The organism is Bacillus taeanensis, from assembly GCF_003318295.1.
In the GTDB taxonomy this organism is placed as follows: Bacteria; Bacillota; Bacilli; order Bacillales; family UBA6769; genus Maribacillus; species Maribacillus taeanensis.
On sequence record NZ_QOCW01000006.1, the window covers coordinates 105550 to 128862 of the forward strand.

The following is a 23313-nucleotide window of genomic DNA, read 5'->3' on the forward strand; positions in this document are numbered from 1 at the left end:
CATTTATTTGTTTTTTATGATTTTTCAGAAAATAAAAAGCAGCTAAAACGCATATACACGTTTAACTGCTTTTCCAATCTAAACATTTATCTAAATTTATCTACATCACCATCAAAAGGCTCATCGGAAATTTGAATAGAATCTGTTGGACATCCTTCATACGCATCCTCCATATCATCTTCTGCAAATCCCGGCACTTCTATAATTCCTTGATTATTATCAAGCACAACAAAAGCAATGCCTTCTTCATTGTAATCATAAACATCTGGTGCAGAAGCGCCGCACGCACCGCACGCAATGCATGTTTCCTGATCAATGATTGTATATTTAGCCATGCTAACTCCTCCCATATACTTTTAAAGATTAAACTAAATTCATAGATTAAGTCGGAATTTTTTCCCCGCTTTTTTCTTTTGAACCCATAATACTTGTACTGTGAAGCGGCTGCACTTTCGCATTCGGATTAATATAAGCTTTCGCATTATTAACAGCAGTCGGTGCTTCTCCAAACCCCGCCGCAATTAATTTTACTTTTCCAGGATATGTTGAAATATCACCTGCCGCATAAATACCCGGAATGCTTGTTTCCATTTTTGAATTCACAACAATTGAATTTTTCTCCAACTCCAATCCCCACTCTTTAATAGGACCTACTGAAGAAACAAAACCATAATTAACAATAAGCTCATCAATTTCAAGCGTTTCTTCCCTGTCCGCTTTCTCTTCTGCAATTACAATTGAGTTAATGTTTACCCCATCACCAATAACCTCTGTTATATTGAACGGCGTTTTAATTCGCACACTCGAATTTATAAGCTGTTCCACACTATGTTCGTGTGCTCTAAATTTATTGCGTCGATGAATAAGCGTCACTTCTTCTGCAATTGGCTCAAGCATTAATGCCCAGTCAATAGCCGAATCACCGCCGCCGCAAATCGCTACCTTTTTTCCTATAAAACCGCTCATATCATTTACAAAATAATGAAGGTTTTGATTTTCATATTGTTCTGCTTTGTTAAGATTGAGACGACGCAGCTCAAATGCTCCCGCTCCTGCTGTAATAATGATTGTTTTTGTATAATGCTTTTCACCCGTATTGCTTGTGAGTTCAAAAACATCATCCTTTTTGTCAACCGTTACAACAGACTGCTCTAAAACAATTGTTGGATCAAATTGAAATGCCTGCTCTTTCAAATTATCTACTAACTCCTGCGCCTTTACTTTTGGAAATCCTGCAATATCATAAATATGCTTTTCTGGATACAGGGCCGCTAATTGACCTCCTAACTGCGGCATGCTCTCAATAATTTTGACTTTTAACTGGCGCATTCCGCTATAAAACGCTGTAAATAATCCGACAGGTCCCCCGCCAATAACGGTTACATCATATAATTTATTTTCTTTTACCACATTTACCATCTCCTTAAATTTACAATATAGGGTTATAAATAAACTTCCAATTCTCCTATACAGCCTGATTTTAGTGCATCACACTCCTGTTATTACGTTTTTAAAACTACCGCATTTATAATATAATATAAAATAATCTGAAAATTTAGTCAAGAAAAATCTGGTCAATATTCCCTTTTTAGATACAAAACAAAAAAACACGGATAACAGCTAATGCCGCTCCGTGTTAAAACTTTAATATTTCCCCTATTCGCTTTTGATACTGTTCCGTTAATTCCTTGTTATATTCGTCTGCTCCCTCAATATTCCCACTTAAAAGCACCGGTGGCTTTACTCCTTTATTCGCCATCATGTTAACTGCCTCAACAATGATACTATTTAAAATAGCAGCACCAATAATCGTGGAACCGGGTCCAAACTTTACAGGGAGTGCTTGATGCTCCATACATGCATCTCCCTTTTCGACATGATTATGAATTACTAGATCGACAACTTCAGATAAATGTTTTCCTGATTTATGACGTGATGAAACGCTTTCTGCATAATGAAGAGAGGTTAAACCAATAACGAAAGCACCTTTTTGTTTTGCAATTTGTGCTGCATCAATTGGGACAGGATTAATACCTGAGTTTGAAATAACAATCAGGATATCACCCGGCTCAATCGGCTGTGAGTTCATAAAGTTTTTTGCATAGTCATTTTGCCGTTCTAACTGAGAGGACCGAACTGCATCTTTATGGAGCATTAACTCTTCTACAAAGATCGGATGAATCGGCACTAAGCCTCCCGCCCGGTAGAAGACCTCTTCTGTAAGCATATGTGAATGGCCGCAGCCAAATAAATGAACAATGCCGCCGTTTTCTATACAACGTGCAATTTCCTCAGCAGCTTTTTTTAATGTCTCTTTTTCATGCTGCTGCACGTTTTGAATAAGCAATGTTATTTTATTAAGATAATCATTTAACACAAGCATTTCCTCATTTCAAATGTTAAGATTGTCGGTTCATTTCAATTGTAAATTTATAGCGATCCGCTCGATAAGCTGATTTTACAACTTCTAATGGTACACCATCTTCTAAAAATGTATGACGTTCCATCACAAGAATCGGTGCACCCTTTTCAACCTTTAAATATTTCTCTTCCATGTCATGCGCAATCGTTGATTCAAGCGATTGAACGGCACGACCAATTTTTAAATTCATTTGTCCCTCAATATATTGATAAAGAGAAGCATTCACAATCTCTTCAGTTAATCCTTTCACAAGGTTTGCTGAAATATAGACCGTTTCAAGTGCCATCGGAACATCATCAGCAAGCCGCACACGCTTAATTTCGTATACTGGAGCATACTTTTTAATACTTAATCGATTTGCAATTTGTTCTGGAGCCGGAATGATCTCAAAACTAATTAACTGACTGCTTGGCTGAAGTCCTCTTGCTTTCATATCTTCAGTAAAACTTGTCAGGCCAACAAGGTTTTGTTCAAGTTTCTTTTCCGCGACAAATGTTCCTCTTCCTTTTTGCCTAAATAAATAACCTTCACTGACTAAATTATTAATGGCCTGCCGCACTGTCATTCTGCTAATTCCAATTTGCTCTGCATATTCTCGTTCAGATGGAAGTGCGTCCCCTGGATGCAACTCACCATTGTCTATTTTCTGTTTAATTTGTTCTTCTATTTGATAATAAATAGGAAGAGGTGAGCTTTTATCAATCATTTCTTTTTCTCCTTTCAAGGAGTTATCAACACGCGAGATAACGCCTTTTGATCTGCTATTATTGTAACACGAGGATGTTTTTGCAGAATCGATGCTGGAAACTCTTCCGTGACTTCTCCATGCATTAATTTTCCCATCGCCTCTTGCTTTGCTTCACCTGATACAAGTAAAAGAATTTCTTTACTTTTCATAATTGAAGCAATCCCCATTGTAATCGCATGTGTTGGTACATCATCAATTGTATCAAAGTAACGCGCGTTGGCCTCTCGAGTAGATTCTGCTAATTTTACGACATGAGTATTTGATTTAAAAGACGTTCCAGGCTCATTAAACCCGATATGCCCGTTTTGTCCAATTCCCAACACTTGAAGGTCAATGCCGCCGTTTTCCGCAATCATTTTATCATATTCAGAACACTCTTTTTCTAGATGTTCTGAGATGCCTTTTGGAAGATGTGTATTGGACTTTAAAATATCGATATGCTTAAATAAGGATTCATTCATGTAATAATGATAACTATTCGGATCCTCTTCGCTAAGTCCTGCATATTCATCCAAGTTAAATGTTGTCACATTCTTATAGCTTATACCGTTTTTTTGATGGTCTTCAATCATTTTTTCATATAAGCCTTTTGGCGTTCCTCCTGTTGCTAAGCCAAAGTTAATTTTTTCTGATCCTTTTACTTTTCCGATTAAAATCTCAGCTGCCTTTTGACTCATTTCATTATAATCACGTACTTTAATCAATTCCATTATAATTCCTCCCTTTTATATGCAAGCTCGCCGCGGCAAAATGTCATCACAACATTGAAATCTTTATCTAACACAACAAGATCTGCGTCTTTTCCTTCTTTAATGCTTCCTTTACGATCAAATACATGTAACTGCTTTGCTGGATTAACAGCTGTCATTTTAATGATACTTTCCAATGAACAGCTCGTATAATGTAAGACATTTTTACAAGCATCATTCATTTTTAATATACTTCCCGCTAATGTTCCGTTACTAAGTGTCGCTTGCTGCTCATCAACATGCACTTCTTGTCCGCCTAAATCATATACCCCGTTTTTTAAGCACTTTGCACGCATCGCATCTGTAATTAAAATCATACGGTCACTCGTTTTTTGTTTATAAGTTAACTGAATCATTTCCGGACGAACATGGATGCCATCAGCAATTAGTTCTACCATTAATTCATCGCGAAGCAGTGCTGCCCCAGCAACACCCGGCTCACGATGATGAAGTCCGCGCATGCCATTAAATAAATGGGTAACATGAGAAGCACCTGCTTTGATCGCTTCATCGACCTCCTCATAAATCGCATCTGAATGACCAATTGATGCTGTCACACCTGTTTTCTTTAAATAGCGAATAAGCTCAAGTCCGCCTTTTTCTTCGGGCGCTATTGTTACTAACTTAATGTTTCCTTCTGATAAATCCTGCCACTTTTTAAATAAAGCAAGAGACGGTTCAATCACATAATCAACAGGCTGTGCGCCAACACGTTTTTTTGAAATAAATGGCCCTTCTAAATGAACTCCTATAACTTCCGCTTTTCCAGCTGTTTGCTCTTCACTGATAAATTTCCCAACATTTTTTAATGCTTTTTCAATTGCTTCTTCACTTTGGGTCATCGTTGTTGCTAAAAAGCTTGTTGTTCCTTCTTTTGGAAGGGCATTTGCAATTGTATGAAGTGCTTCTATTGAGCCATCCATCGTGTCAGCACCTGCCGCGCCGTGAATGTGGACATCAATCATGCCGGGAATAACAGCAGTATTCTTTGGAAGTTCAATCACTTGATAGCCTTCTATATCTGACAGTTGTTGATCATTAGCTCCAATTTCAGCGATCTTTCCGTTCACAACTTTAATATAGCCGTTTTTATACGTATTCTCTTCTGCATACAAGGTCATATTTTTAATAATGAATGATTTCAAAATCTCAACTCCTTTACACATCATCTTTATTTCTCTATTTTCTACTATTAGCTTAACACTTTTTAATATAGTTGTCTATACCAATATTGGTTGTATTAAATGAAGAACCCTTTAAATTAGTATTATTAATATTAAATTGGTATAGACAACTATATTTTATTGTGATAGGATGAATTCACAGAAGGCGATTTCAGCATTTCATAAAGGAGATGAATTCATATGTTAAATTTTTTACAACGAATTGGTAAGGCATTAATGCTTCCAATTGCAGTTTTACCTGCAGCCGCATTACTGCTAAGATTAGGTCAGCCAGATTTACTTAATATTGCATTTGTTGCAAAAGCAGGAGACGCTATTTTCGCAAACTTAGCCCTTCTTTTTGCAATTGGTGTTGCAATCGGATTTGCAGAAGATAATAATGGTGCTGCAGGTCTTGCAGGTGCAATTGGTTATTTTGTATTAACGAATGCTACACAAGCGATTAATGAAAACATTAATATGGCTGTACTTGGAGGAATTTTATCAGGAGTTATTGCTGGATTACTTTATAACCGCTTTCATAATATAACTCTTCCTGATTGGCTCGGCTTTTTTAGCGGCAGACGCTTTGTTCCTATTGTAACTGCTGCCATGATGGTTATATTAGCTGGATTATTTGGAGTTGTATGGCCGCCAATCCAAGAAGGAATCAATGCAGTTGGTGAATGGATTATTAGTGCTGGTGCAGTTGGTGTTGGTGTATTTGGTTTGTTAAATCGTCTCTTAATTCCAATTGGACTTCATCACGTCTTAAACAGTCTTGTTTGGTTTGTATTCGGGGAGTATAACGGTGCAACAGGCGACTTAAACCGCTTCTTTGCCGGCGATCCATCAGCTGGTATGTTTATGACAGGTTTCTTCCCAATTATGATGTTTGGACTTCCGGCTGCGGCGCTTGCGATGATTGCCACAGCGAAGAAAGAACGCCGCAAAGAAGTTTCCGGACTCGTGATTGGAATTGCCTTCACATCATTTTTAACCGGTATTACAGAACCGCTTGAGTTTTCATTTATGTTTTTATCACCGCTATTATACGGTGTACATGCTTTATTAACAGCAAGTTCAATGGTTATTACCTATTTACTAGATATTCACCATGGCTTTGGTTTTTCAGCCGGCGCAATTGACTATATATTAAACTTTGGAATTGCTCAAAAACCGTTATACCTCCTTCCAATCGGTTTAATCTATGGAGGCATTTATTTTGCAGTCTTTTATTTCTTAATTAAAGCATTGGATTTAAAAACACCTGGTCGTGAAGATGACATTGATGAAGAGAGTGAAGGAAATGAGTTTGTTCCAACAGGCGATAAAAATGAAGTGATGGCTTCTTACTTTATCCAAGATCTTGGCGGAAAAGATAACCTGACATCTGTCGATAATTGTGCAACACGTCTTCGCTTAACAGTTGCCGATATGAAAAAAGTAAATGAAAGCAGCTTGAAGAAACACGGAGCACGCGGTGTCATTAAATTACAAAAAACAGGGTTACAAATCATTGTTGGAACAAATGTTGAGTTTGTCGCAAATGCGATGAAATATCAAATTAAAAATGGACCAATTAGCTTAGGAAAGGCTGAAAATGAAGCAGCATCAGCTGTATCCGAGTCCACTATTTCAGCAAATAATATGGAATTTATCCTTCCTTTCTCAGGAAAAGTAATGCCATTAAGCGATGTACCAGATCAAGTTTTTTCAGCGAAAATGATGGGTGACGGATTTGCAATTGAGCCAACAAACGATACTCTCGTTTCACCTGTAGATGGAGAAATTGTATCCATCTTTCCTACTAAACACGCAATCGGTCTTAAAACACGAGACAATTTAGAAATCCTTATTCACATTGGCCTTGACACTGTAAAATTAAACGGAAAAGGTTTTACAACACTTGTAAATGAAGGAGATTCTATTAAAAAAGGCCAAGAGTTAATCAAAATTGACCTGAATTATTTAAAAGAGCATGCGCCTTCTGTTGTAACACCGGTTATTTTTACAAACTTACAAGACGGACAAGAAGTGCATGTAAAAAAAGTAGGAAACTATCATCAAGGTGAACAAGATATCATTAAAGTTCAATAATATCCAAAAGCCAAAACGCCTAACGAATAAGGTGTTTTGGCTTTTGTTAATTGTTTACATTTTTCCACTGTATTATTTCTGCAAGTTTTAAGAGAAAATCAACCAATCCTCCTTATATACGAAAACATAATAACAGCCATTCTATATTACGATAGTGTATTCCACTTATAAATATTGTATTATTCAGTAAATTTTGATTTAATCAAGATATAACTATAAAAAGTAACAGTACTGCTCAGAAAGGAGGATTTACTTTCATTTGTTCTGATGTACGGACATCAGGATATGTTAATCTTTTTTGATAGCGCTTACGTTTTGTGACTGGACTGTTTTATCACTCTATCTAAATGAGGGGGAAAAGTAATGGAACAGCGTACGGAATTAAAGAAGACGTTAAAGCCGCATTGGGTTTGGGCAATTGCATTTGGGTCAGCTGTCGGTTGGGGAGCTTTTGTTTTACCAGTAGATTGGATGGGAATGGCAGGTCCGCTTGGAGTTATTACAGGCTTTAGCATCGGAGCCGTTTTAATGATTATTATCGGTGTCAGCTACGGGTTTCTGATTGAAAAGCTTCCCGTGTCCGGTGGAGAATTTGCTTATGCTTATTTTGGTTTTGGAAGGCATCACGCTTATTTCTCAGGGTGGTTTCTAGCTCTCGGCTATATGTGTATTGTTGCACTCAACGCCTCAGCACTCGCACTTTTAGCAAAGTTCGTCCTTCCCGGTATCGCAAAGCAGGGGCTTTTATACAATATTGCCGGCTGGGATGTTTATGCAGGTGAAGTGGCGATTGCTTGTACTGCTCTTGTTGTATTTGCCTATTTAAATATTCGCGGCACAAGTTTATCAGGACTTGCTCAATTTATTTTTTGCATGACGTTAATTGTAGGAGTTATTTTATTAACAATTGGAATGTTTCTGCATCCAACAAGCTCTGTTACAAACATTCAACCTTACTTTAAACCAGGAGTGAGCACCATTTCCGCAATCATTGCCATTGTTGCCATTTCACCTTGGGCATATGTTGGTTTTGATAATATTCCACAGGCAGCTGAAGAGTTTGATTTCCCTCCGAAAAAAGCATTTACACTAATCGTTTTAGCCTTAATTTGTGCAGGTATTACATATTCACTTACCGTTCTAGCAACAGCTGTTGCGATGCCTTGGCAAAGCCTCATCGAGCAGCAATCCATTTGGGGAACCGGTGAAGTTGTAGAAAGCGCTTATGGTAAAATTGGTATTAGCTTACTTGCAATCTCTTTATGTATGGGAATCTTTACTGGTTTAAATGGCTTTTATGTATCAACAAGCCGGCTGTTATTTGCGATGGGACGCGCTAAAATTCTTCCTAAAGCTTTTGCAACATTGCATTCAAAATATGAAACACCGTATGTTGGAATTATCTTCACCTGCATGATTTGTTTATTTGCCCCATTCTTTGGCAGACAAGTACTGCTTTGGATTGTTGATATGTCCGCTATTGGTGTTACAATTGCTTATTTTTATTGCTGCGCGGTTGCTTTCAAGTTTTTCAGCTGGTCAGCAACGGCATCTCTTTCACAAGATTCAGCTGTTACCGTTTCACCGCTTAGAAAATTTATCTCGTTATTAGGACTTTTAAGCAGTTTAGGATTTTTCTTATTACTCGTCGTTCCTGGTTCTCCTGGCTTTTTAGGAACACCATCTTGGATTGCATTGTTTGCTTGGGTCGTTATCGGAATCGCCTTTTACACTGTTAAACAAAAAGAATTCAATGCCATTCCAAAAGCAACGTTGGATTATTATATTTTAGGTATAGAAAATGAAACAAGCAAAGCCACTGCCGCTGCAAGAGAAGAGGATGAAGTTGCACTTACTAAAACGCCCCCTGAAGTCGAAAATCTTCATTAATAGATCAATTTTTGGAATCGGGTAGGTTACCATATCTGCCCGATTAGTTTTATTCACCTGTAGAACAGCCTCAGTTTCATATTGAAAATCGTATAAAATAAGCAAAAATACTATTCAAATATCATAATCTTCTTCAACAATTTCATATTTCTCATTGAAAGCAGAACATACCTACCTCTCATCTTGTTTATCGAACACTCTTTAATTGTTAAAACAATGAAGCGGCTAACAAGCTTTATTTAAAAGCTTGTTAGCCGCTTATTTTATTCTTTTTCATGTTAATGATAGATTATCCCTCTGTTAATCACCTGCATCGCAGTAATAATTGATAGCTTGTAAACATCATCTGCACTACACCCTCGTGATAAATCATTTACTGGTTTATTTAATCCTTGCAAAATAGGTCCAATTGCTTCATATCCGCCTAAACGCTGCACTAATTTATAACCGATGTTTCCCGATTCTAAACTCGGAAACACAAACACATTCGCTTCTCCTTTTAACGGGGAATCCGGTGCTTTTTTCATTGCCACTTCGGGAACAAATGCCGCATCAAACTGAAGTTCACCATCTAGTAAAAGCTGAGGATCCCGCTCTTTTGCAAGACGTGCCGCTTCTGCTGCTTTCTCTGTTTCAGGTAATTTGGCAGAGCCTTTCGTTGAAAAACTTAACATCGCAATTTTAGGATCAATGCCAAACATTCGCGCTGTTTCTGCACTTACTATTGCAGTCTCTGCTAAATCGCTGCTGCTTGGTGCAATGTTAATCGCACAATCTGAGAAAATGTATTTCTCCTCACCTTTCACCATTAAAAGCGCTCCAGAAGTCTTTTTAATACCCTCTTTTGTTTTAATAATTTGAAGGGCCGGCCGAACAGTCTCACCTGTTGAATAAACTGCACCGCTTACTAAACCGTCTGCTTTCCCTGTATACACCAGCATTGTCCCAAAATAATTACCATCTTTCAAAATCCTTCGTGCCTCTTCTTCTGTCTCTTTTCCTTTTCGCCTCTCAACAAATGCTTGGACCAGTTCTTCAAATCCTTCATATGTATAAGGATTGATAATTTCTATCCCTTCTATTGAAGAGCCTAGTTCCTCAGCTTTTGCTTTCACAATTCGTTCTTCTCCAATAACAATTGGCTGTAATACTTTTTCATGGACAAGACGGCTTACCGCTTCTAAAATCCGTTCATCTAATCCTTCTGGAAAGACAATAGTCGGTTGAGCGCTTTTCACTTTTGCAGTTAAATCAGCAAATAAATTGCTCATTAAAAAACCTCCCCTACTTTTAATGCCTATCAATATTTACATAAATGAAAAAATGCTGTCGCTTTCCCACAAATAACTATAATGAATCCTTATTTAATAATAAAAGAGGGGAAATAATCCCCTCTTCTCTCTCCTTACCAATTGCGGTGATCTAAATGCGCGTATTTCGGAAGCAAGCGTGTTGGCATTTTTAGCGCATCTTTTCTAAACGGCGGTGCTAAACGAGTGCCATCAATACGAATATCAAGAACGGTTGGTCGGTCTGCTTTTAACGCTTCTTGAAAAGCTGCTTTTAAATCTTCCGTATTATCAACGCGAACACCAATCGCTCCCATGCTTTCTGCTACTTCAGCAAAGTTTGGCCCTTCAATATCGGCACCTACGAAGCGATTGTTGTAGAAGTCAACTTGGTTTTTCTTTTCAGCGCACCATGCTTCGTTATTAAATACACACGCAATAACAGGCAGTTTTTGTTCAACAGCTGTACTAATTTCATGTAAACTCATCCCCCATGCACCATCTCCAACGATTGCAATAGACGGGCAGTCCGGGCGTGCAATTTTTGCACCGATTGCAGCTGGATACGCAAATCCGCAGTTACCAAAAGTTAGGGCTGCAATATGCTTACGGCTTTCATTGAATTTCAAATATGAATTTGATGTAGACGCTGTATTTCCAATATCCGATGTAACGATCGCATTGTCCGGCAGCAATCGAGAAATTTCAAGAAGCGCGCGGCGTGGATGCATCGGCTCTGCTTCTTCCATCGCGAGCTCGACAAGCTCTCTGTCCCATTTTTCTCGTTCTTCTGCAATTTGGGCAAGACGCTCTTCATTTGGCTGAATATTTGGTGCGACATTTTTTAATCGTTTTAAAATTTCATCACTCGCATCTTTCGCATCTCCTAATACTCCAACTTCAACAGGGTGGGTACGCGCAATGTTGCGGTGATTAATATCAATTTGAATGATTTTTGCATTTTTCGGGAAATAATCAATATCATAGCACGGTAATGTACCAAAAACAGATAAGCGCGTTCCGATCGCAAGCAGCACATCTGCACCTTTTAAACAATTCATTGCGGCTTTTGAACCCATATAACCGATCGGTCCAACTGAATGCTCATGGTTTGCCGGGAATGCATCATTGTGCATGTAAGATACGGCAACAGGTGCTGATAAATATTCAGCAATTTCTTTTACTGTTCCAATCGCATCTGCATCAACAACACCGCGTCCTGAAATAATTGCCGGCTTTTTCGCTGAAGCTAATAACTCAACGGCGCGATCAATCGCTGCTGAATCACCGTAGCCTTTTTTCTCAACACGATATTGATGCGGCTGTAGGATATAATCTTCAATTTCACCGTAGAAGTAATCACGCGGAATGTCATATAATACAGGACCACGTTCAGCATATGCGAGACGGAAGGCTGTACGTAAACAGTCAGCAACACGACTTGGATGTGTCACTTGAACCGTTGCTTTTGTAACCGATTCAAACACAGACACTTGATCACATTCTTGGAAGCCGTCCCAACCAATTGTCGGTGTACCTGCTGAAGGCGAAATAACGACCATTGGTGTATGCGCCATATTTGCTGCCGCAACAGATGTTACCATGTTTGTAATACCAGGACCGTTTTGTCCGATTACAACGCCCGCTTTACCTGTCACACGCGTATACGCATCTGCCATATGTGCTGCACTTTGTTCATGACGAACTGGGATAAATTCAATTCCTGCTGTTGGCAGAAGATCAAGCATATCCATAAATGCTGAACCTAAAATACCTGAAATATGATCGACACCTTCTGCAAGAAGTGTTTCAACAATTGCCTCACTCGGTGTCATTTTTACCTTTTTTGTTTGTGCTTGTTGTAATTCAGTTTCTACTTTTGCCATTTTTCAAAACCTCCTATAGTGTTAACAACTTCTGATCATGATATACGGATGTTCGTACCAGTTAATATAATGGCTTCTCTCTTTTATCTCTATAATGACTTTCTAAACATATTACATCATAAACAGTATTAACATTCAATATTTTCTAAATAAATACATTTATTATAATTTTTAATAACTCTCATTTGTTATTTCAATGATTTTAAATAAATGTTTAATGGGTGGGTTTAAAGTTTGTTACTTTACCTTATTAATTCACTTCAAAAAGCACACTTGATACGGTTTCCACAACAAAGCGTAAATCTTCCTCTGTAGATGTTAATGGCGGTGCAATAATTAATACGTTGTTAAAACCAGGCACTGTATCACCATTACGGCCAATGATCAGTCCTTTTTCCTTGCATCTTCCAACAATTTTATTCATCATTTCATCTGCTGCCGGTTCTTTCGATTCTTTATCCTTTACCATTTCAATGCCGTATAAAAAGCCTGCATGACGAACTTCCCCAACGTTCGGATGCTCAATCAATCCTTTTAAAGTGCCAAGAATCGATTCTCCAAGTTCAGCAACACGATCCACAATCCTTTCCCGTTCAATAATTTCAATGTTTTTCAGCGCAACCGCACACGCTGCCGGATGTCCTCCATATGTGGAAATATGACGGAAATGATTGTCTGCTCCCTGCTCTTTAAATTTTTCATAGATTTTTGAGCTAACAGCTGTCGCACCTAATGGTAAATAACCGCTCGTTAAACCTTTTGCCATTGTAACAATATCTGGCTGCACACCTTCAGAATGCATAAAGCCAAACATTTTTCCAGTGCGTCCAAACCCCGAAACAACTTCATCGATAATAAGCAGGACATCATGCTTTTTACAAATTTCAGAGACGCGCTGTAAATATTTTGGAGATGGCACAATAACGCCCCCGCCTGAAATAAACGGTTCCATAATAACCGCCGCAACTGTTTCAGAGCCTTCCCACGTAATCATTTGGTCAATCATTTCTGCAGCGATTAAATCACTTTTTTCGGCGTCATCCCCAAATAAACTGCGGTAGCTGTATGGCGGTACAACATGTAGGAAGCCCGGCATACCAGGGTCATATTTGACGCGGCGGTTAGCCTGTGCCGTTGCACTTAATGCTCCTAATGTGGAACCATGATAAGCGCGATATCGCGAAATAAATTTATATTTACCGGGGTTTCCGTTTTGAATGTGATACTGACGCGCTAATTTAAATGCTGATTCATTTGCTTCTGAACCGCTGTTTGCAAAAAAGGTTGTGTACGGAGCGCCAAGAAGCTCGCTAATTTTTGCTGACAGTTCAATGGCTGGTGCGTGGCTCATGGTGAGCGGAAAGTAAGAAAGCTTTCGCATTTGTTCTGCCGCGGCTTGGACAACTTCTTCCTGCCCGTGACCAATGTTTAGGCACCATAATCCTGAAACTCCATCTAAATATTTATTGCCATCCACATCTGTAAACCATGCTCCTTCACCCGAAACACCAATCATCGGAGACGTTCCTTCTACATGACGGCGCATCGCATGCCATAAATGATCATGATCTTTTTGAACTAACGCATCTTTTTCAAAACTTACTTCCATTCCACAAACCTCCCTTTTTATAATAAATGAAGACGTTAAAACAGTTATTTATGTGATTGTAAGGGCATCTCTATTTAGTACTTCTTCAACGGCTGTATAATCAAAGCCGTGTGTTTCAGCGACTGCTTGATATGTGACACACCCATTAATCGTATTAAATCCTTTTCTGAGTGCAGCATCTTCAATACCAGCCTGCTTGTAACCTTTATTTGCTATAAAGACACCATATTGACTTGTCACATTTGTAAGTGCAATCGTTGAGGTACGCGGTACTGCTCCGGGCATATTGGCAACGGCATAATGAAGCACATCATGTTTTAAATAGGTTGGATCGTCATGTGTTGTAATTCTGTCAATCGTTTCAATCGAGCCTCCTTGGTCAATCGCAACGTCCACAATAACAGAACCTGGCTCCATTTTACTTACCATCTCTTCTGTTACGAGCTGCGGTGCGCGTGCTCCCGGAATTAATACGGCCCCAACTAATAAATCAGCCCCTTTTACTGCTTCTGCAATATTGTAGCTGTTTGACATCACCGTTCTTAAACGCCCTGCAAATTGGTCATCAAGCTGACGAAGCCGCCCTGCGTTAATGTCTAAAATCGTAACATTTGCTCCTAATCCAAGCGCCATTTTTGCGGCATTTGTTCCAACAATGCCTCCTCCTAAAATGACAACATTTCCTGGTCGAACTCCCGGTACTCCGCCAAGCAGAACACCTTTTCCGCCTTTACGTTTTTCTAGAAACTGTGCACCAATTTGAATTGACATTCTGCCGGCTACTTCACTCATCGGCATTAGTAAAGGCAAACCGTTGTTATCGAGCTGAATCGTCTCATAAGCAATCGAGATTACTTTTTTTTCAACAAGCGCTTCTGTTAAAGAAGGCTCTGCCGCTAAGTGAAGGTATGTAAATAAAATTAACCCTTCACGAAAATATTGAAATTCTTCAGGCTGGGGCTCTTTTACCTTTACTACCATTTCAGCGGACCATGCATCAGCAGCTGACGAAACAATTTTTGCTCCCGCTTTTTCATATTCAGTATCTAAAAAGCCGCTTCCAAGTCCTGCCCCTTGTTCTACCAACACTTCATGACCGGCATTGACAAACGCCGCAACTCCCGATGGTGCCATCGCAACACGATTTTCGTTATTTTTAATCTCCTTTGGTACCCCAATAATCATAAACAGCCACTTCCTCTCTATCCGTTTTTTTAATCCATTCAACTGGCCATAATTGTGAAGAGTTCAATAAAGGATCTCCCCGCACTGCTTTTCCCCTTCTAAACCTCAGCCAACTAACCCCTTCTTTAGAAAACGGTTTCATTTTAATAGAAATCGCCCTCCCTTCTCCCTATTACACCTTTCTAATACTGACGTTCTGACGTCCGTACCAGTTAGGCGCATAAAGTTATAACGAGATTCAATGCTGGATTTTGCTTCTAGCTGTTGATGATTGAAGTGTTTATGCTCTCTACATTTATTTAAACATTATCTTTTTAAATTTTCAATATTTTTAAATAATTTTATTTATTACGTTATTTGATTAATCTTATTTAAAACTAAAATACATTTTCTGCTCAATAGGAATACTCTTTGAAATTCTGTTGAGAGTTTGCATAAAACTGAGCAGATGTAGATGGGGACAATGTAATGCTGTAACGTTGGCCGAGCTCCTGCTGCATTTGTTTTGTTAACAAAATTCCCCATAAGTTATGCTGCCTCTCAAGCTCCAACCCATTTTTTAATAAATAGTCACGTTCCCAATCAATCCACTCGCCATATTTTAAAGCCCACTGCACAAGTTCATTTTTTAGCTGTGGTGACAAAGCTAACTCATCAAGATAAAGATTTGCATTGCAGGTTAAACACCAAATTGGTCCAGCGCATAGATCCGCTTCAAGCTTTAATTTTGTACAAAAGCACGCCATCTAGTCCACCACCCTTTGTATATTAAATCATTGACTTAAATCCATAGTAGAAAGAATTGAATAAAGAAAACTTGTTCGCTTCTCCTATCCAATTCTTCCTTTGCTACCTAATAACTCGATTTTCGCGATAGCTTAATTGTAAAAGAATACATGTCAGAGCGATAATAGGCCTCAAAATACTCTACAACATTGTTTTCCAAATCCGTAATTACGCGATCTGTAATTAAAATGCTCGTTTGATCTGTTACTTCTAAAAACGCTGCATCTTCCTCACTGACATACCCACTGGTAATCACCTGCTCTGCTTCCGCAAATGTGATGCCAAGTTCTTTCTCAAGCAAATCATAAATGGTAGCCTTGTCTAAGTCATACTTTGCCAGCTTTTTACCTATTTCAATTGGATAATAGTGTTTTTCAATCGAAATAGGTGTATCATCTGCATAACGCAATCGTTTAATAAAGTAAGCTTTTTCAAGACCTGTGGCATCAACCACGTTTTCTGGAGCAGCAACAATGCCGTGTGAAATTAATTTTGCTCCCGGCTTCATTCCCATTTTTCGAACGGTTTCCGTTGTACTGCTGAGGCTTCCAAGCCAATCCTGCACAGGTTTTAACGATACAAATGTTCCTTTTCCATGCCGTTTTTCTAAAACCCCTTCTCGAACTAAATGAGCAATTGCTTCTCGAACTGTGCTTCTGCTAACTGAATATGTTTCCATAAATTCACGTTCACTCGGTATTTTTTCTTTATAACGTCCATCAATAATTTGCTTTTCTAATTTATTTTTTAACTGAATATGAAGTGGGATTGGATTATTATGATCAAGTGCCATCTTTTCTTTCACCTCTTTTCTTTTTATTATAGTAATGTCCGTACCAGTGTAACAAATATAACCTCTTTCATATGAATGTACCCTTATTAAAACAAAACTTTACTGAAAATTCAATGAAATCGACTTCTTTTATGTTATTACAAATAATGATAATTCTCATAAAAGATCTAAATGATTCCACCTACCTTTTCTGTGTTATGGTTTCAGTAACAATAATAAAGGAGAGGATGACAATGGCATTACAGCAGGTTCAGCAGGAAAAACATGTAACAGCTGCGAATAGTACTACTGTAGAAGGACTTTCACATTCAAAGGGGTTTGTACGAGGATTACTTTTAACACTCGTTCTTGCAATTATTGCCGGGCAGCTTGCAAAACTGCCATTTCTTTCAATTATGGGAATTATGATTTTATCAATTTTGTTAGGGATGTCTTGGAAAAGCGTCATGTCTGTTCCAACCGGCGCAGCACCTGGAATTACATTCAGCAGTAAGATTTTACTTCGCGCAGGCATTATTTTAATGGGACTTCGCTTAAATCTTGAACAAATAGTAAACGCTGGATTATCTGTATTTTTAATCGATGTTATCGTAATCGCTTTCACTCTTGTTGTGATGATGAGTCTTGGAAAAGCTCTTTCTATTGATAAACACTTATCAGCATTAATTGCTGTTGGAACAGCCGTTTGTGGGGCTGCAGCGATTGTTGCCGTCGCTCCGCTTATTAAAGGAAAAAAGGAATACACAGCACTTGCGGTTGCCTGTATTGCGATTTTAGGAACAGTTGGGGCGATTCTTTACATTTTGTTATACCCGCTTCTTGGTCTTAATTCCTATTCATACGGTGTATTAGTAGGTGCCACCCTTCATGAGCTTGCCCATGTAATTGCCGCTGCGATTCCCGGTGGAGAAGTAAGCAGTGAAACAGCTCTTCTTGTAAAACTGGGCAGAGTCGCCCTGTTAATTCCTGTTGCCCTTATTTTAGGCTTTATCTTTTCACGAAACGATGGAACGAAAACCGCTGAGAAAAAATCATTTAAAGATCTTCCTGTTCCATGGTTTATTTTTGGATTTTTAGCCATGAGTGTTGTGAATACACTCCAATTGTTAAGTGCTTCTGTTACAAATGCTCTCATTTTTATAAGCATCTATTTGTTATCAATGGCAATGGCTGGACTTGGACTAAGCATTAACTTTGGTGATTTTAAAAAAGTCGGAATTAAACCGGTTATTGTTGGCATACTTGGATTTATGGCTCTTTCACTATTAAGTCCGTTCTTACTGTACCTGCTTTAACAAACTTTAAAGAGGGGGAAGCTTATGAACATTGAACATTTAAAAGTCTTTTATACAGCTGCAAAAACAAAAAATTTCTCTGAAACGGCGAGGGCGCTTCACCTTTCACAACCGACTGTAAGCTCGCAAATTCGTCAGCTGGAAGAACATTTAAACACAAAGTTATTCCATCGTACAACTAAAAAAATTGAGTTAACGACTTCTGGAAAAATGCTTTTTCAATACACCGATCAAATTCTATCATTAATTTACGAAGCAGAAAAAGATATTAACCTGCTTTCTAATACGATTCATGGTGATTTAACGATTGGCGCCAGCTTAACAATTGGCGAGTATATTTTACCTTCTATTCTTGGAAAGTTTAAAAGAAAGCATCCTCATATTAATCTCATTATGAAAACATTTAATTCGGAACAAATTATTTCAAATCTTCATCACGGCGAAATTGAAGTTGGTTTTATTGAATCAACATTGTTTTACCCGCACTTAGAACAGCAGGCATTTCTTGAAGATGAATTAGTGATTATTACATCAACACATCCGTCTCATTCGATTATTGGAGATCGGACACATATTACCCATGAAGAACTCTTTCAGCTTCCGATTATCTTACGTGAACAAGGATCCGGCACAAGACAGGTGATCGAAGAAAACTTCCAAAAACACCATCTCGATCCAAATAAATTGAATGTCATGTTAGAACTTCCGAATACTGAAGCAATTAAATCGACTGTGGAATCTGGGATGGGAATTTCGATTATTTCAAAATCATCGATTAAAAAAGAACTACAAATCGGCTCCCTAAGAACGGTTGCCATTGAAGGAATTCAAATGAAAAGATACTTTTATACAGTTCATAATAAACAGCAGTTAACACCAGCTGCAGAGTTATTTTTAACATTTACTCACGAACATTTTCAATACGAACAGCTCTCATTACGTATATCTTAATTGGTACGAACATCCGGATGTTCGTAATACTAAAAGGAGACACTTATCCCGCTATTGGATAAGTGTCTCCTTTTTAAAACAGGTTTCCCAACTTTTTCTCTACCACATGTAAATATATATCAAGATTGACAAATTTCAAAAATCAGATTATAGTATCTTCATAAGTGATAATGATTATCAATACTATTTACATATTGATTAAAAATTGGAGGTTACAGCATGGTTCACCTTTACACAAAAGATTTACACATTAGCTATGGTGAACGGACAATTGTAAAGGATCTCACGATTGACATACCTGATAAAAAAATTACAACAATTATCGGTTCCAATGGCTGCGGAAAATCGACGCTTTTAATTAAAAAGAGTCATCTCAATTAGTCAATAATGTTAACCAATTGAGACGACCATTCAACATACACTTAAACTATTCAATTGAATAAGCGTTCTGCATTTATTCTTACTATTCCATCATGCTTTTTCACTTTTAAAATTATACAAACTGTTTTTGAATACTGGCTCCATATACTTCCTTCGCATCATGCACCGTAATAAAGGCGCGAGGATCCACTTCAAAAATAAACTTTTTCAGCAGCGAAAAGTCTTTATTATTTAAAATCGTTGTAATCACTTGCTTTTCGCTGTTTGAATAACCGCCAACCGCAGCATGCATAGTCGTTCCTTTACCAAGACCTTTCACAATGTAATTACGAATTTCCTCGCTTTGTTCGCTAATAATCACAATTTCTTTATGATTATTAAACTGCTGCAGCACATAATCAATAATAAAACCGTTTAAAAAGACGCCAAACACTCCGTACATCGCCTTTTCAACTCCAAAAATAAATGCCGCAGAGACTGCAATAAAAATATCGCACATTAACACAGCTTTTCCAATATTAATTGACACATACTTATTTAAAATCATCGCCAAAATATCCGTTCCCCCGGTTGAAGTGCCTTGGCTAAATACAAGTGCCATTCCAAATGCGCCAATTGAAAAACCAATCAAAAGCTGAATCAGAATATCTTCTCCCAGCGGCTGAGCGACTGGAAAAAGGAAATCTAGTAGATAAACAAAACCCGAAAGCACAAAACTAGCATAAATCGTTTTTGCCCCAAAGCTAAATCCTAAAAAAATAAAACCAACAATAAACAAAACAAGGTTAATACAAATCATAATTAAACCAATCGATATATCAGGAAGCAGTTTGTTCGTTAGTACGGAAAGACCGGTCACCCCTCCAGCTGCTAAAGAGTTAGGAACTAGAAAATAGTGAACATTCATCGCAATTAACAACAAACCTGCATGTATAAGTAAAATTTCTTTTAATTTCATGAAAAACCCTCCATAATTCCACGTACATTATTACGTCACAAGCGCAAATTATAACGCTGCTTATGTTATTTGTAAATAGCTTTATTTAAAAAGATTCGGAGGTTATTTTTTGATTCTAAAGTTCGCTAAAGAAATCTTTCAATTGTTGCACATCTTCCTTTATTGCTAATACGATTATTACCACTTAAGTTGACGATGAGAAAACAGAACCATTTCAAAGTTCAAAAAGATTCACACCTCCAAATCACTTAACTCCTAATAAAAAAACAATTACTATTGATAAAAAAGCACTTATTAACAGCGACATAAGCCAATGACCTTTTTTTGTCGTTTTTAAAACAATATTTAAAATTGAACTAATGCAAAATAAAAGTAAAAAAACGAATAAAATCATATATAACTCCAAATAATCTCCTCTTTTCAATAAGTTGAATAATCTAAGCTATTGCAGTCAATTGGAAAAATCACTTCTTAAAGCCATCGATGTTCCAATTCCAATTTGGATTAATAACTTCCATGAATTCTTTAATCTGTTCTTCCTTTAAATCCCTCTCACCTGCTGCATTATTACAGTACGATTTAAGCTCCCAAGTATCATCATAAGGCTTTTTTGGATCTTTCCGCTTTACACCGAACGTATAATCTTTATCTTCAATTTCAACTTGAACCGATAATATATCACCATAAAGCACAAAATTTCGCATCTGCATTATTTCTACCTCTAATTTTTCGCGAAAATCATAGTCATATATTACATACGAAATTTTCCGATAAAATGTTTCAAATTTCCCTCTTTCTGCTGAATGTGTTAAGGTTAAATGATAATAATACATACATGCCAAAATAAAAAACACCTCCTTGTGACAGAAGATGCACCTTTATTTCCTACTAAAGTACCTATAATAGCTATTCAGAAAACAAAAGCAGAGTCCCCCTAAGAAGATTCTGCTTTTGTTCATTGTACCTATTCTACTGCTGCATCATGCTTCCCTGTTCAGGTCGAGCCGGTCGTTCGCCGGAAAATCCTTCAGGTGATCCACCTTCAGGACGCTGGCCGCCTCCTTGAAAGTTTCCTCCAGGACCGGAACTTCTTCCTGTCGTTACACCTGATTCATTTAACCATGTAACAGAATCAGTAATTGTAAAATCAATTAGCTTTGTTCCGTTTGTATATTCTCCTTCTGTAGAAAGACCGTTTGTGCTGCTTCCTGAAAACGAGCCGCCTGAATAAAGCGTGTAATCTGTATCCTTTTTAAGGTTAGGTGAGCTAATAAAAACAGATTGATAGCTTTTCGCTGGTGTGAATGCTGCAACCGTATTACCTTCACTGTCTTCTAGATAGACTAACGTTCCAGCCTCTTGTGTTTGCGGATATGTCATTAAAATAGAAGACTGTGTTGATTGCTCAGAAGCCGCCTGCGCCATCCCTGCACTTCCAGCTGCGATGATTAGTCCTCCGCTTATTTCAAAAGTGCCATCATAATCAAGCGGACCATTGCCATTGTCGGTTGGACCATTTACAATGACAGTTCCATCCGTCATATAAATCGAACCATTAGAATCCAAACCGTCACCAGACGCATTTACAGTCACATTTCCACCATTGATCGTAAGCGTACCACTTCCTGAAGACATCATGTCCATTCCTGAACCGTCATTTCCACCGCCAACGTTAATGCCATCATCACTAGCAGTAACATTAATTGTGCCTGCTGCAATTGTAATTTGCTGACTTTCAATGCCTTCATAGCTTTTCGTAATCGTAATGTTTCCACCGGCTGTTTCAATCAATGCATCAGCATGAATGCCGTCATCTCCGCTCGCGATTGTAAATTCTCCACCGCCAATCGTAAGCGTATCATTGCTGTGAAGCGCATCATCAGCCGCGTCAATCGTGAAAGTTCCGCCTAGAATCGCAAGTTCTCCCGCCGCTTTCAATCCTTTTCCGCTGTCTGTATCGCTTACTGCAGTTGTTTCATTTGTCCATGAACCTCTTTGATTCCCTCTATTTGCGATGCTGTCAGGACTGCCGCCGCCTGAAGTAATATCATACGATCCCCCTACAGCGTATAGAGAAGTTTCTGCCTGCATCCCGTCACTGCTAGCTGTTATATTCATACTTCCGCCTTCAAGCATAATAAATCCTTTTGAAGCATCTTCGTCATTTGACGATTTCATCCCATCACCGCCAGCATCAATTGTGACCTTTCCTTCCTTCAGCGCAACGAAATCGCGGCCCAATACGCCATCATCAACAGCTGTAATGTTAATCGTGCCTTCCATCATTCTTAATTCGTCTTTACTCGTTATACCATTATTGTAATTTCCCTGTACTGTTAACTGACCAGATCCGTTAATCGTAAGGTCGTCCTTACTAAAAACAGCTGCATTCGGCTCATCCTCAGAATCAGTGTTCACATACTGCGTTCCGTCAGAAACCGTATTTTCTGTACCTTCTGCTAAAGTGAGAATGGTTTTCTGCGCATTTTTTACATAAATCGCTGAGCTTTCACTGCTGTTAATTTCTGCGCCATTTAAAACTAACTGCACTGTACCTTTATCTTCAGCATCAATAACGACTTGACCGTTTTCTAATTCACCGCTTAACGCATAAACGCCTGCTGCTTTAATCGTAATCGTACTATTTGAAACGATCACAGCCGCTGATGAATTAACATTTGCACTGCTGCCTGTTAATTCAATAACCGTAGGATTTTTATCTTCCCAGCTGCTGTCATAATCCTCTTCATTGTACGTAACCTTCTGACTAATCTCACTGCTTATTTCTTCTACAGTTTCGGTGTTTACTGTTTCGGTTTGTGTGCTGTTTTCCTTTACAGATTCAGCATCTGGACTGCACGCAAACAACATTGTTGAACATAACAGCGCTGCTGCCGCTTTTGAGTATTTTGTTTTTCGTTTCATATTTATAAACTCCTTTTCTCTATTTTAAGATTTCTTATCTTTTTTTAAGTATTGCTTCTGTTCCGTACTCACATTATTGAAAACGAACCTTAACAAAACCTTAAAAACGTGAAGAAATCATTTGCATTTATTTTAATTCGCTCTATAATCGAACTTAAACAAATGAGGCGAAAAAAAGGAGTC

19 protein-coding genes and 1 pseudogene are annotated in these 23313 nt (G+C 38.1%); 5 read left to right on the plus strand and 15 right to left on the minus strand.

Annotated features, from left to right (window positions below; all coding sequences use genetic code 11):
* Positions 1-86 precede the first annotated feature (86 nt).
* The 6 genes from DS031_RS07965 to nagA form a co-directional block, all read right to left on the minus strand.
* Positions 87-335 (minus strand): ferredoxin, encoded by a 249-nt coding sequence (locus tag DS031_RS07965; protein WP_113805406.1) that lies wholly within the window; start codon positions 333-335, stop codon positions 87-89.
* A gap of 46 nt (positions 336-381) precedes the next feature.
* Complete coding sequence (locus DS031_RS07970) at positions 382-1410, minus strand: NAD(P)/FAD-dependent oxidoreductase (RefSeq protein ID WP_113805407.1); 1029 nt, start codon at positions 1408-1410, stop codon at positions 382-384.
* 226 nt (positions 1411-1636) lie between these two features.
* Entirely contained in the window at positions 1637-2377 is a 741-nt protein-coding gene (locus DS031_RS07975; protein ID WP_113805408.1) for an SIS domain-containing protein, read from the minus strand.
* A gap of 22 nt (positions 2378-2399) precedes the next feature.
* Entirely contained in the window at positions 2400-3128 is a 729-nt protein-coding gene (locus DS031_RS07980; protein WP_113805409.1) for a GntR family transcriptional regulator, read from the minus strand.
* 14 nt (positions 3129-3142) lie between these two features.
* Positions 3143-3880 (minus strand): glucosamine-6-phosphate deaminase, encoded by a 738-nt coding sequence (nagB, locus tag DS031_RS07985; protein ID WP_113805410.1) that lies wholly within the window; start codon positions 3878-3880, stop codon positions 3143-3145.
* Positions 3880-5085: an N-acetylglucosamine-6-phosphate deacetylase gene (gene nagA / locus DS031_RS07990; RefSeq protein ID WP_113805531.1), complete on the minus strand. Its 1206-nt coding sequence runs from the start codon at positions 5083-5085 to the stop codon at positions 3880-3882. Before nagA ends, nagB begins: the two co-directional genes overlap by 1 nt.
* A gap of 198 nt (positions 5086-5283) precedes the next feature.
* Between nagA and nagE the strand changes: the two genes are divergently transcribed.
* Entirely contained in the window at positions 5284-7182 is a 1899-nt protein-coding gene (gene nagE / locus DS031_RS07995) for an N-acetylglucosamine-specific PTS transporter subunit IIBC (RefSeq protein ID WP_113805411.1), read from the plus strand.
* A gap of 363 nt (positions 7183-7545) precedes the next feature.
* Entirely contained in the window at positions 7546-9072 is a 1527-nt protein-coding gene (locus DS031_RS08000) for an APC family permease (RefSeq protein ID WP_113805412.1), read from the plus strand.
* Positions 9073-9350: 278 nt separating this feature from the next.
* Here DS031_RS08000 and pta read toward each other — a convergent pair whose 3' ends face one another.
* From pta to DS031_RS08030, 6 genes are all read right to left on the minus strand, one after another.
* Positions 9351-10343 carry a phosphate acetyltransferase gene (pta, locus tag DS031_RS08005; protein ID WP_113805413.1) on the minus strand — a complete coding sequence of 331 codons (993 nt, stop codon included), beginning with the start codon at positions 10341-10343 and terminating at the stop codon, positions 9351-9353.
* A gap of 134 nt (positions 10344-10477) precedes the next feature.
* Positions 10478-12247, minus strand: a complete 1770-nt coding sequence (xsc, locus tag DS031_RS08010; protein WP_113805414.1) for a sulfoacetaldehyde acetyltransferase — start codon at positions 12245-12247, stop codon at positions 10478-10480.
* A 250-nt stretch (positions 12248-12497) separates the two neighbouring features.
* Positions 12498-13856 (minus strand): aminotransferase, encoded by a 1359-nt coding sequence (locus DS031_RS08015; protein ID WP_113805415.1) that lies wholly within the window; start codon positions 13854-13856, stop codon positions 12498-12500.
* A gap of 48 nt (positions 13857-13904) precedes the next feature.
* Positions 13905-15041 carry an alanine dehydrogenase gene (ald, locus tag DS031_RS08020; RefSeq protein WP_113805416.1) on the minus strand — a complete coding sequence of 379 codons (1137 nt, stop codon included), beginning with the start codon at positions 15039-15041 and terminating at the stop codon, positions 13905-13907.
* Positions 15042-15436: 395 nt separating this feature from the next.
* Positions 15437-15787 carry a hypothetical protein gene (locus DS031_RS08025; RefSeq protein WP_113805417.1) on the minus strand — a complete coding sequence of 117 codons (351 nt, stop codon included), beginning with the start codon at positions 15785-15787 and terminating at the stop codon, positions 15437-15439.
* 107 nt (positions 15788-15894) lie between these two features.
* Entirely contained in the window at positions 15895-16620 is a 726-nt protein-coding gene (locus DS031_RS08030; protein ID WP_113805418.1) for a GntR family transcriptional regulator, read from the minus strand.
* Between the two features lie 233 nt (positions 16621-16853).
* Here DS031_RS08030 and DS031_RS08035 point away from each other — a divergent pair, with 233 nt between their 5' ends.
* The 3 genes and pseudogenes from DS031_RS08035 to DS031_RS08045 all read left to right on the plus strand — a co-directional run.
* Complete coding sequence (locus tag DS031_RS08035; RefSeq protein WP_113805419.1) at positions 16854-17915, plus strand: YeiH family protein; 1062 nt, start codon at positions 16854-16856, stop codon at positions 17913-17915.
* A 24-nt stretch (positions 17916-17939) separates the two neighbouring features.
* The gene (locus DS031_RS08040; protein ID WP_113805420.1) at positions 17940-18866 is read left to right on the plus strand and encodes a selenium metabolism-associated LysR family transcriptional regulator; all 927 of its coding nucleotides are present in this window, start codon (positions 17940-17942) and stop codon (positions 18864-18866) included.
* Positions 18867-19085: 219 nt separating this feature from the next.
* Positions 19086-19223: pseudogene (locus tag DS031_RS08045) on the plus strand (ATP-binding cassette domain-containing protein); the annotation flags it as partial.
* A gap of 136 nt (positions 19224-19359) precedes the next feature.
* On the opposite strand, the gene DS031_RS08050 reads toward DS031_RS08045, so the two are convergent.
* From DS031_RS08050 to DS031_RS08060, 3 genes are all read right to left on the minus strand, one after another.
* Positions 19360-20205 carry a YitT family protein gene (locus DS031_RS08050; RefSeq protein WP_113805421.1) on the minus strand — a complete coding sequence of 282 codons (846 nt, stop codon included), beginning with the start codon at positions 20203-20205 and terminating at the stop codon, positions 19360-19362.
* 464 nt (positions 20206-20669) lie between these two features.
* Entirely contained in the window at positions 20670-21047 is a 378-nt protein-coding gene (locus DS031_RS08055; protein ID WP_245947277.1) for a hypothetical protein, read from the minus strand.
* Between the two features lie 127 nt (positions 21048-21174).
* Entirely contained in the window at positions 21175-23130 is a 1956-nt protein-coding gene (locus DS031_RS08060; protein ID WP_113805422.1) for a carbohydrate-binding domain-containing protein, read from the minus strand.
* Between the last annotated feature and the right edge of the window lie 183 nt (positions 23131-23313).

Coding starts and splice junctions, on each gene's coding strand:
- DS031_RS07965 (WP_113805406.1), bottom strand. CDS start 335: ATGGCTAAATATACAATCATTGATCAGGAAACATGCATTGCGTGCGGT.
- DS031_RS07980 (WP_113805409.1), bottom strand. CDS start 3,128: ATGATTGATAAAAGCTCACCTCTTCCTATTTATTATCAAATAGAAGAA.
- nagB (WP_113805410.1), bottom strand. CDS start 3,880: ATGGAATTGATTAAAGTACGTGATTATAATGAAATGAGTCAAAAGGCA.
- nagA (WP_113805531.1), bottom strand. CDS start 5,085: ATGTGTAAAGGAGTTGAGATTTTGAAATCATTCATTATTAAAAATATG.
- nagE (WP_113805411.1), top strand. CDS start 5,284: ATGTTAAATTTTTTACAACGAATTGGTAAGGCATTAATGCTTCCAATT.
- DS031_RS08000 (WP_113805412.1), top strand. CDS start 7,546: ATGGAACAGCGTACGGAATTAAAGAAGACGTTAAAGCCGCATTGGGTT.
- pta (WP_113805413.1), bottom strand. CDS start 10,343: ATGAGCAATTTATTTGCTGATTTAACTGCAAAAGTGAAAAGCGCTCAA.
- xsc (WP_113805414.1), bottom strand. CDS start 12,247: ATGGCAAAAGTAGAAACTGAATTACAACAAGCACAAACAAAAAAGGTA.
- DS031_RS08015 (WP_113805415.1), bottom strand. CDS start 13,856: ATGGAAGTAAGTTTTGAAAAAGATGCGTTAGTTCAAAAAGATCATGAT.
- ald (WP_113805416.1), bottom strand. CDS start 15,041: ATGATTATTGGGGTACCAAAGGAGATTAAAAATAACGAAAATCGTGTT.
- DS031_RS08025 (WP_113805417.1), bottom strand. CDS start 15,787: ATGGCGTGCTTTTGTACAAAATTAAAGCTTGAAGCGGATCTATGCGCT.
- DS031_RS08030 (WP_113805418.1), bottom strand. CDS start 16,620: ATGGCACTTGATCATAATAATCCAATCCCACTTCATATTCAGTTAAAA.
- DS031_RS08035 (WP_113805419.1), top strand. CDS start 16,854: ATGGCATTACAGCAGGTTCAGCAGGAAAAACATGTAACAGCTGCGAAT.
- DS031_RS08040 (WP_113805420.1), top strand. CDS start 17,940: ATGAACATTGAACATTTAAAAGTCTTTTATACAGCTGCAAAAACAAAA.
- DS031_RS08050 (WP_113805421.1), bottom strand. CDS start 20,205: ATGAAATTAAAAGAAATTTTACTTATACATGCAGGTTTGTTGTTAATT.
- DS031_RS08060 (WP_113805422.1), bottom strand. CDS start 23,130: ATGAAACGAAAAACAAAATACTCAAAAGCGGCAGCAGCGCTGTTATGT.